This is a genomic window from Alysiella sp. (assembly GCF_030525755.1).
Taxonomy (GTDB): Bacteria; Pseudomonadota; Gammaproteobacteria; order Burkholderiales; family Neisseriaceae; genus Simonsiella.
The window spans coordinates 1-9,415 of record NZ_JAUNEC010000059.1 but is presented as its reverse complement, the minus strand read 5'-3'; the positions used below and the strand labels follow the sequence as shown (position 1 = coordinate 9,415).

The window sequence follows — 9,415 nt, the reverse complement described above, 5'->3', positions numbered from 1 at the left end:
GCCCACCGCATTGGCAATGCCTTGACCGAGTGGGCCTGTGGTGGTTTCCACGCCAGCAGCGTAGCCGTATTCGGGGTGTCCTGCGGTTTTGCTGTGCAGTTGGCGGAAATTTTTCAAATCATCAAGCGACAAATCATAGCCGCTCAAATGCAACACGCTGTACAACAACGCGCTGGCATGACCGTTGGACAAAACAAAGCGGTCGCGGTTGAAAAATTGGGGATTTTGGGGATTGTGTTGCAAAAATTCGCGCCACAACACGTCTGCCATGTCTGCCATGCCCATGGGCGCACCGGGGTGTCCCGAATTGGCTTGTTGCACCATGTCCATAGACAAGAAACGGATTGCGTTGGCGGTTTGGGTGGGTTGCATGATTTTTCCTTGTATTTAAGGTAATTGAAACAATGTTGAAACAGCAAGTTAAGGGGTAAGTGATTAAAAAATAGGCTTTCAGGCAGCTTAAATATGGATAACCTAAAATACACCATTCTGATTATTGATGTATTGTAAGGCCGCCTGAAAACAGGATAAAAGTATGTGGTTATTTAAATTGGTATGGGGTAAATGAAGCTGGGCATTATACCGTTTTCAAGCTGTTTGAGTGTGTTCATTATGGGCTGCCTGAAAAAGCAGAAGCACGAGTTTCAGGCAGTTTGCTTGAGAAATTGGGGTGAATTTTGCAAGGTATGAATGGTGGTGTCCACAATCATTTGACCCATTTCGCTTAATTTGATGTTTTCGGGTTTATTGGACCACAATAGAATCAGACCTGTGATATTACTTTTTAAATATAAGGTAATTTTGTCAATATCTATGTTTTCAGGCAGGCTGTTTTGCTGTTGTGCCAGCAGCAAAATGCGCGTGATTTCTTCATGAAAACGGTGATGATAGTTTTCTGCCAATTTGGTAATCGGGGCATTTTTGGGGGTGTGTTCACATTTTAGGTGCATAACATTACAAAACTTTTGTTGTCGTGTGTCATTTTCCAGTAGGTCAAACAATTCACAAAAAACGCCACGCAAATGTGTTAAAGCCTGTTCTGGTTGCTGGGCTGCAGTTTGCAATTTTTGCAAAAAGGGTGTGTAGCATTGTTCAAATAGGACTTCAAACAAATCTTCCTTGTTTTTAAAATGCCAATATAGTGCGCCACGCGTTACACCAGCGTTTTGAGCAATTTCTTGTAAAGTGGCATGACTGACACCGTGCAGCCAAAACACATCTAGGGCGGCATCAAGCAGTTGTTGTCGGGTTTTTTCGGCTTCTTCTCTGGTTTTTCTCATGATTTTTTGGATTGAATTTGTGTTTGGATTGGGGAATAGAAAAAGTTTGCTTTCCATTCATCGGTGTATGTATAATAGCACACTTTACATTGTTAAACACATCATGTTGCCTGAAAAGTTTATTGCTTTCAGGCAGCCTGTTCACATTATTTCAGATGTAAATGAATTTTAAAATTTTCACAACAGCATCATCAATTATATTGGGAAAAAGTATGACATCATTCAATTCAACTTGGCGCATGGGGGCTTTGGCGTTGGCAACAGCTTTGGCTTTGAGTGCGTGTGGCAAAGATGATAAGGTAGCAGCACAAGCGCAGGCAGCGCAACAGGCTCCTGTGCCAGAAGTACGCGTGGTTACGGTTCAACCTCAAACCGTTGTCTTGGAAAATAATTTGCCCGCACGTTTGGAATCGGTGCGTTCTGCAACCATCGTGCCACAGGTTAGTGGTATCGTGAAACGCCGTTTGTTTGAAGAGGGGACGTTTGTGCGTGCTGGACAGGCTTTGTATCAGTTGGAAGACGCAAGTTATGCGGCAAATTTAGCCAGTGCGCGTGCCAGTTTATTGACGGCGCAAGCATCATTAAGTAAAGCTAATGCCGATTTGGCGCGTTATCAACCCCTATTGGCTGCTGATGCCATCAGCAAGCAAGAGTACGATGCGGCATTGTTGGCAAAACGTTCTGCCGAAGCGCAAGTTCAGTTGGCACAAGCAGCCATTCGTGCTGCACAAGTGAATGTGAACCATGCACGCATTGTGGCGCCTATTTCAGGTGTGATTGGTGAATCCAAAATCAGCGAAGGGGCGTTGGTTGCAGCGGGTCAAACACCTATGGCTTTGATTCAGCAAAATGACACAATGTATGTGAACATCACGCAATCGGCAAGCGAAATCATGAAATTGCGCCGTCAGTTTGCCAATAATGAGCGCAAAGTCAATCAAAATATTGAAGTGGGCATTGTGTTGGAAGATGGCAGCGAATATGAACATAAGGGGCGTTTGTTGTTTGTGAATCCTGTGGTTGATGCCAATACTGGACAGATTACTTTGCGTGTGGCTGTACCCAATCCTGATTTGGTGCTGATGAGCGGTTTGTATGTGCGTGTGAAATTGCCTTTCTCCAGCATAGATAATGCTTTTTTAGTACCGCAACAGGCGGTTACACGCGGTCAAAACGATGTGGTTTTGGTGGTTACGCCTGATGGTGAAATGCAGCCACGTCCTGTTACCATTGCAGGTCAGCAAGGCAATAATTGGGTCATCACAAAAGGTTTACAGGCCGGCGATAAAGTGATTGTGAATGGCACGATGATTGCAGGCATAATGGGGGCAAAAAAGGTTACGCCAAAAGAATGGCTGCCTGAAAGCATCAATACTAAACCTGTTCAGGCAGCATCAAGTGTTGCTGTGGTGCAAGCGGCATCAGAAAGCCAAGCGGCTTCTGTGGCGCAATAATGGGGGTATGATTGATGGCCAAATTTTTTATTGAACGCCCTATTTTTGCTTGGGTAGTCGCCATTTTCATTATGATTGCAGGGGTGTTGGGCATCAGCAAATTGCCAATTGCACAATATCCATCGGTTGCTGCGCCAACTATTACTTTAACTGCAACTTACCCTGGTGCTTCAGCGCAGGTTTTGGAAGACAGTGTATTGGCGGTTTTGGAACGCAATATGATGGGCGTAGAGGGCTTGGATACGATTGAGACTTCTGCTTCTTCCAATGGTGTGGGTACAGTTAAACTGACCTTTACGCCTGAAACAGACGAAAATTTTGCCCAAGTAGATGTGCAAAATAAGGTATCAGAGGTTACGCCACTTTTGCCTTCTGCAGTGCAACAAAACGGTGTATCGGTTTCTAAAGCGCGTTCCAACTTTTTGATGATTGTGATGCTGACTTCGAAAACCATGAGTGTTGCTGATATGTCGGATTACGCACAGCGTAATGTGATTCCGGAATTGCAACGCATTGAAGGTGTAGGTAGCGTACAGTTATTTGGTTCGCAACGTGCCATGCGGATTTGGGTGAACCCTGCAAAATTGAAGGGCTATAACTTGTCGTTTGCTGATGTGTCGGCAGCGATTTCTGCACAGAATGCTCAAATTTCTGCGGGTGCTTTGGGCGCACAACCTGCTGATTCAAATCAGCAAATTACTGCCACCATTACCGCAGAGGGGCAACTGAAAACTGTTGAAGAATTTGGCAACATCATGTTGCGTTCCACAACTGATGGCGCAAATGTGTATTTGAAAGATGTGGCACGCATTGAGTTGGGCAGTCAAAGCTATGGTTCAGAAGCCCGTTTGAATGGTGTGCCTACTACAGGTATGGCAGTCTCGCTTTCCAATAGTGGTAACGCTTTAGCGACGGCACAAGCGGTTGAAGCCAAAATGAATGAACTTAAACCTTTCTTTCCAGCTGGGGTGGAATGGAAATCACCTTATAACACTTCGCAATTTGTGGCATTGTCCATCAATAAAGTGGTCAGCACTTTGGTGGAAGCGGTGGGTTTGGTGTTCATCGTGATGTTCATTTTCCTGCAAAACTTCCGTTATACTGTGATTCCCACGATTGTTGTACCCATTTCTATTTTGGGTGCATTTGCCGCGATTTCGGCTTTGGGTATGTCCATTAACGTAATGACCATGTTCGCAATGGTTTTGGTTATCGGTATTGTGGTAGATGATGCCATTGTGGTCGTGGAAAATGTGGAACGCATTATGGCAGAAGAGGGCTTAAGTCCCAAGGAAGCCACCAAAAAAGCCATGAGTCAAATCTCGGGTGCGGTAATTGGTATTACGGCCGTTTTGATTTCTGTGTTTGTGCCAATGACGCAATTTAGTGGTGCAACAGGCAATATTTACTATCAATTTGCCGCTACGATGGCATTTGCGATTGGTTTTTCAGCATTTTTGGCTTTGTCGCTCACACCAGCTTTGTGTGCGACCATGCTTAAACCCATTCCTAAAGGACAGCACCACCACGAGAAAAAAGGGTTCTTTGGCTGGTTTAATCGCAAATTTGATAAACTCACACGCCGTTATTCAAGCTGGATAGGACGCATTTTGCGCCGTACTTTGGTTATGGGTATTGTGTACTTGGCTTTAACGGCAGGTGCAGTATATTCTGTGATGCGTTTGCCTACTTCGTTCATTCCTTCCGAAGACCAAGGTTTTGTAATGACCAGTTTGCAACTGCCAGCAGGTGCAACCAAAGAGCGTACTGATGCTTCATTGAAAACCATGACAGACATTGCTTTGGCACAACCCGAAGTGAAAAACATCATTACTGTATCGGGTTTCAGTTTTTCAGGTAGTGGTCAAAATATGGCGATGGGTTTTGCCATGCTCAAACCATGGAATGAACGTGGTGCAGGCAGCGATGCCAATACGGTTGCCAAAAAAATCATGGGTAGCTTGATGGCGAAGACCGAAGATGGTTTTGCCCTTTCCATCAATCCACCACCGATTATGGAGTTGGGTAACGATTCAGGTTTTGGCTTTTACTTACAAGACCGAAATGGCGCAGGTCATGAAGCCTTACTTGCCAAACGCAATGAATTATTGGCAAAAATGCGTCAAAATAGCCAGATGTTCAATGCTCAAAATACCCGTGCATTGGGCTTGGAAGATGCACCACAGTTGAAAATTGACATCAATCGTGAAGCGGCAGCAGCACAAGGCATCAGCTTAACTGCTATCAGACAAGTGTTGGGTATGGCAATGGGTTCGGCGTACATCAATGACTTCCCGAATAATGGTCGTTTGCAACGTGTGATTGTGCAAGCCGATGCCAAAAATCGCATGCAGCCTGAAGATGTATTGGCTTTAACTGTACCGAATAATCAAGGCGTCGGTGTACCATTGGCAACTGTTGCCCATGTTTCTTGGGTCAATGGCATTGAGCAAGCCGTGCGCTTCAATGGTTATTCTGCTATGCAAATCACAGGTTCGCCCGCCAATGGTAAATCCACAGGTGAAGCAATGGCAGAAGTGCAACGTTTGGTAGATGAGATGGATGGATTTAGCCTTGAATGGGCAGGACAATCACGCGAACAAGCCAAAGGTTCAGCACAAACCATGTTGTTGTATGGTTTTTCCTTGATTTTTGTCTTCTTGGTGTTGGCTGCTTTGTACGAAAGCTGGTCAATTCCATTTGCCGTACTCTTGGTTGTGCCATTGGGTATTTTGGGCGTAGGCTTGGGTGCTGCATTACGTAATTTCGTGGATTGGGCATTCCAAATGGCACTCATTAGTTTGGGCAAAATGCCACCGCAAGCCATGGTGGGCGATTTGTATCTGAACGATATTTATTTTCAAGTGGGCATGATTACCGTTATGGGATTGAGCGCGAAAAACGCCATTTTGATTATTGAATTTGCTAAAGATTTGCAGGCAGAAGGCATGAACACGGTTAAGGCAGCACTTGTTGCCGCAAAACTGCGTTTGCGTCCGATTTTGATGACCTCATTTGCCTTTATTGTAGGCGTGATACCACTTTATTTAGCAACAGGTGCATCATCAGCCAGCCAACGTGCCATTGGTACATCGGTATTGTGGGGCATGTTTATTGGTACATTCCTGTCGGTTTTCCTTGTACCACTATTCTATGTTGCCATTCGCAAAATTTTCCCACCGACCAAACATGAAGTGGAATTTGCAATGGAACACCATGTTCCCATTCATGTTGCAGAAGACGATAAATGGGAAGAGGACTTGGATAAACGCCGTTAAACCTTTTCAGGCAGCCTTATCGTCTTATACAGAGGCTGCCTGAAAGACCATATATACTTACATCACTAACCCATGAGATTGTTTCAGGCAGCCTCATGGCTAACTGAAACCCATACAAGGATTTTTCATGAAAACCTTATTCATAAAACCGTTGTTCACAGCCAGTGTCATCAGTTTGGCACTCAGTGCGTGTAATCTAGCACCTAAATACGAACAACCCCAAATCCAGTTACCCAGCACCACATTTCAACACGATACTGCACAAGGTCAAGTTCAGTTTCAGGCAGCCAAATTGGGCTGGCAAGATTATTTTGCTGACCCAAGACTGCATCAATTGATTGAATTGGCATTAAAAAACAACACAGATTTGCGTACGGCAGCTTTAAACGCTGAACAAGTTCGTGCCACTTATGCCATCACGCGTTCCGCACTGCTTCCTAATTTAGGTGCAGAAGCAGGAGCAAAACGTGCAGGCAGCAGCCAAGCGATAGGCGAAAGCTACAATGTCGGTTTGGGTGTTACAGGTTTTGAATTGGATTTATGGGGACGTGTTCGCAACAGCAGTCAAGCCGCATTACAAAACTACTTTGCTGTTCAAGCCAACCGTGATGCCGCACAATTAAGCCTGATTGCCAGCGTTGCTAAAGCACATTTCGCGGAAATACACGCACAAAATGCCATGCAATTGGCGCAACGCGTATTAGCAAGCCGTGAGGAAACCCATCGTTTAAGCCAATTGCGCCATAAAGCAGGCGTGATTTCTGCCTTACAGTTGCATCAACAAACTGCCTTAATTGAACAAGCCAAATCCAGTTATGCGGTCGCTGTACAAGCTAAAGAACAAGCACGTAATGCCTTGCAGCTTTTAATCAGCGATAAGCTGCCTGAAAATCTCCCCGAGCCATTGCCTTTAAACCAACAATTTACCATTCGTCATTTGCCAGCAGGTTTAAGCTCTGATTTATTGCTCAATCGCCCCGACATCATTGCAGCCGAACACACATTAAAGCAACACAACGCCAATATTGGTGCTGCGCGTGCGGCATTTTTTCCCAGAATCAGCTTAACAGGTAGCTTGGGTTTAAACAGCAGCCAGTTGGACAATCTATTCCAATCTGCCAATAAAGTATGGTCATTTGGTGGTGGCTTATCGCTGCCCATTTTTGATTTTGGTGCCAACAGCGCACGCTTGGAATCAGCCAAAATTGAACAACAAAAAGCGATAGTAGCTTACGAAGCAGCTGTTGAAAGTGCATTTCGTGATGTTGCTAACGCATTAACTGCGCGTGCTTCATTGAGCAGTCAATATCAATCGGACACGGCTCAAAGTAAAGCCTACAATGAAACCTTGCGCTTAACCCATTTACGCCACAAATACGGTATTGCCAGCACATTGGATTTATTGGAGGCAGAACGCAGCAGCTACAATGCTGCCAATACCTTGCTGACCACAGAACGTACGTTGGCAGACAATCTTGCTGATTTGTATAAAGTATTGGGGGGTGGATTGAAACGACACACATCAGAAACACAGCATTAAACAGACAACAGTAAAACAAACAGGCTGCCTGAAAACCGTGTAAGTTTTCAGGCAGCCTGTTTATGTGGTTCAATTTAGATACCACATCAAGGAGCAAGCCGTTCAATTAACCATACGCCATCAAGCAAACGATAACGAATGCGGTCATGCAAACGACTGGGGCGACCTTGCCAAAATTCCACACTGTCAGGCAGAACCACATAACCACCCCAATGAGGTGGACGAGGAACGTGTAAAGGGTGTTTAGCAGCAAACATGGCTGCTCTTGTTACCAAAACACTTTTGCCTGTAATCACTTGGCTTTGTTCACTTGCCCAAGCACCCAAACGGCTGGTATAAGGACGACTTGCAAAATAAGCATCGGATTCATTTTCAGGCAGCCTTTGAACACGTCCTTCAATGCGCACTTGGCGTTCCAATTCTGCCCAAAAGAAAGTCAAGGCAGCAAAGGGATTATGCGACAGGGCTTGCCCTTTTTGACTTTGATAATTGGTAAAAAAAACAAAACCTTGTTCATTCACCTCTTTCAATAACACCATTCTTGCACTGGGGCGACCATCTGTGCCAACGGTTGCCACATTCATGCCCGTTGGTTCATTGACTTGTGAGATGATTGCTTCATTAAGCCATTGTTCAAATTGGGTCAATGGTTCAGCCGCGCATTCATTCTCAGAGAGTTCACGTTGGCTGTATTCTTGGCGTATGTGATGTAAATCCATGATTTCCCTTTATTTGAAACGACTATACTTTGATGTACATCGTACAGGACTCTTTCAAAGTATGCAAAAAATGATTAAAATAATATTGTCTATAACGTGCCATTCATATGGCTTAAAAATTCAAAAAACGTATCATTGGAGTGATTAATAATGAATTTTTTATGCAAAACAACCATTCTTACCTTGCTGGCTACAACATCTTTATCTGCAATGGCAAAAGGTCCAAAAGTGGACTATACCCATAAGGGTGTTACTGCAATCAATATGCAGCATACTGACCAAGTTAAGTGGGTAACGGTGGAACAAATTCGCGAAAGTTTGAAAAACACACCACCTATTACTGTCAGTTTTGATGTTGATGATACCGTTTTGGTTTCTTCTCACTGTTTTTACTATGGACGTCAAACTTTTTCACCCAATAGCTACGATTATTTACACAATCAAGCATTTTGGAATTATGTTGCAGATGGTTGTGACCGCAGTTCTATCCCAAAAGAATCAGCTGCTGCATTAATTAAGATGCACCAAGAACGTGGAGACCAAGTCATTTTTATTACGGGACGCACAGCTCATGCCAACAATACGCCTACACGCCTTGATGTTCTGGCGACAATTTTAGAGCGCACATTTAATGTCAAAAACATGCAAGCTGTGAATTACACACATGATACGCCCATTAAACCTTATCAGTATGATAAAACATACTATATTGTTAAAAACAAATCACAAATTCATTACGGCGACAGCAATGATGATATTTTGGCAGCGCGTGAAGCAGGTATTCGTGGCATTCGTGTGATTCGTACGCAAACAAGTACCAATCGTCCATTGCCCATTAATGGTGGCTATGGTGAAGAAGTTGTGGTTGATTCATCTTATTGATGTTTGAAACTTTGCCAATAAAGATTGCTCTTAATTTTATATTAAGAGCAATCTTTTTAATTCTTATTCATTCTTGTAAACAACCTTTGTGTTAAAATCGTGCTTTCAAATTTTGTAAATGAAAGTAAATTATGAGTTTAAAATGCGGCATCGTTGGTCTGCCAAACGTAGGAAAATCCACCTTATTCAACGCTTTAACCAAATCGAGCATTGAGGCGGCAAACTACCCATTTTGCACCATTGAACCCAATGTAGGCATTGT

At 43.9% G+C, this 9,415-nt stretch carries 7 protein-coding genes and 1 pseudogene; 5 read left to right on the top strand and 3 right to left on the bottom strand.

The annotated features are described in order from the left end of the window. Together Q4B82_RS08710 and Q4B82_RS08705 are read right to left on the bottom strand one after the other, a co-directional pair. Window positions 1–372 (bottom strand): annotated as a pseudogene (locus Q4B82_RS08710) (transketolase); the annotation flags it as partial. 272 nt (window positions 373–644) lie between these two features. Beyond that, a complete protein-coding gene (locus tag Q4B82_RS08705) occupies window positions 645–1,280 on the bottom strand; it encodes a TetR family transcriptional regulator (RefSeq protein ID WP_303066066.1) in 636 nt (211 codons plus the stop codon). A 212-nt stretch (window positions 1,281–1,492) separates the two neighbouring features. Here Q4B82_RS08705 and Q4B82_RS08700 point away from each other — a divergent pair, with 212 nt between their 5' ends. The 3 genes from Q4B82_RS08700 to Q4B82_RS08690 all read left to right on the top strand — a co-directional run bounded on the left by Q4B82_RS08700 (window position 1,493) and on the right by Q4B82_RS08690 (window position 7,552). After that, window positions 1,493–2,734 (top strand): efflux RND transporter periplasmic adaptor subunit, encoded by a 1,242-nt coding sequence (locus tag Q4B82_RS08700; RefSeq protein ID WP_303066065.1) that lies wholly within the window; start codon window positions 1,493–1,495, stop codon window positions 2,732–2,734. A 14-nt stretch (window positions 2,735–2,748) separates the two neighbouring features. Further along, on the top strand, window positions 2,749–6,012 hold the full coding sequence (locus Q4B82_RS08695) for an efflux RND transporter permease subunit (protein WP_303066064.1): 3,264 nt from the start codon (window positions 2,749–2,751) through the stop codon (window positions 6,010–6,012). Window positions 6,013–6,139: 127 nt separating this feature from the next. Next, window positions 6,140–7,552 carry an efflux transporter outer membrane subunit gene (locus Q4B82_RS08690; RefSeq protein WP_303066063.1) on the top strand — a complete coding sequence of 471 codons (1,413 nt, stop codon included), beginning with the start codon at window positions 6,140–6,142 and terminating at the stop codon, window positions 7,550–7,552. Window positions 7,553–7,638: 86 nt separating this feature from the next. On the opposite strand, the gene pdxH is transcribed toward Q4B82_RS08690, so the two are convergent. Continuing rightward, complete coding sequence (gene pdxH, locus Q4B82_RS08685) at window positions 7,639–8,271, bottom strand: pyridoxamine 5'-phosphate oxidase (RefSeq protein ID WP_303066062.1); 633 nt, start codon at window positions 8,269–8,271, stop codon at window positions 7,639–7,641. Window positions 8,272–8,421: 150 nt separating this feature from the next. Here pdxH and aphA point away from each other — a divergent pair, with 150 nt between their 5' ends. Next, a complete protein-coding gene (gene aphA / locus Q4B82_RS08680) occupies window positions 8,422–9,153 on the top strand; it encodes an acid phosphatase AphA (protein ID WP_303066061.1) in 732 nt (243 codons plus the stop codon). A 131-nt stretch (window positions 9,154–9,284) separates the two neighbouring features. After that, window positions 9,285–9,415: GTPase (locus Q4B82_RS08675; RefSeq protein ID WP_303066067.1), on the top strand; the 131-nt coding region annotated here is incomplete at its 3' end.

Bases quoted from the DNA above. Each gene is read 5' to 3' on its own strand.
- Q4B82_RS08705 (WP_303066066.1), bottom strand. From the start codon at position 1,280: ATGAGAAAAACCAGAGAAGAAGCCGAAAAAACCCGACAACAACTGCTT.
- Q4B82_RS08700 (WP_303066065.1), top strand. From the start codon at position 1,493: ATGACATCATTCAATTCAACTTGGCGCATGGGGGCTTTGGCGTTGGCA.
- Q4B82_RS08695 (WP_303066064.1), top strand. From the start codon at position 2,749: ATGGCCAAATTTTTTATTGAACGCCCTATTTTTGCTTGGGTAGTCGCC.
- Q4B82_RS08690 (WP_303066063.1), top strand. From the start codon at position 6,140: ATGAAAACCTTATTCATAAAACCGTTGTTCACAGCCAGTGTCATCAGT.
- pdxH (WP_303066062.1), bottom strand. From the start codon at position 8,271: ATGGATTTACATCACATACGCCAAGAATACAGCCAACGTGAACTCTCT.
- aphA (WP_303066061.1), top strand. From the start codon at position 8,422: ATGAATTTTTTATGCAAAACAACCATTCTTACCTTGCTGGCTACAACA.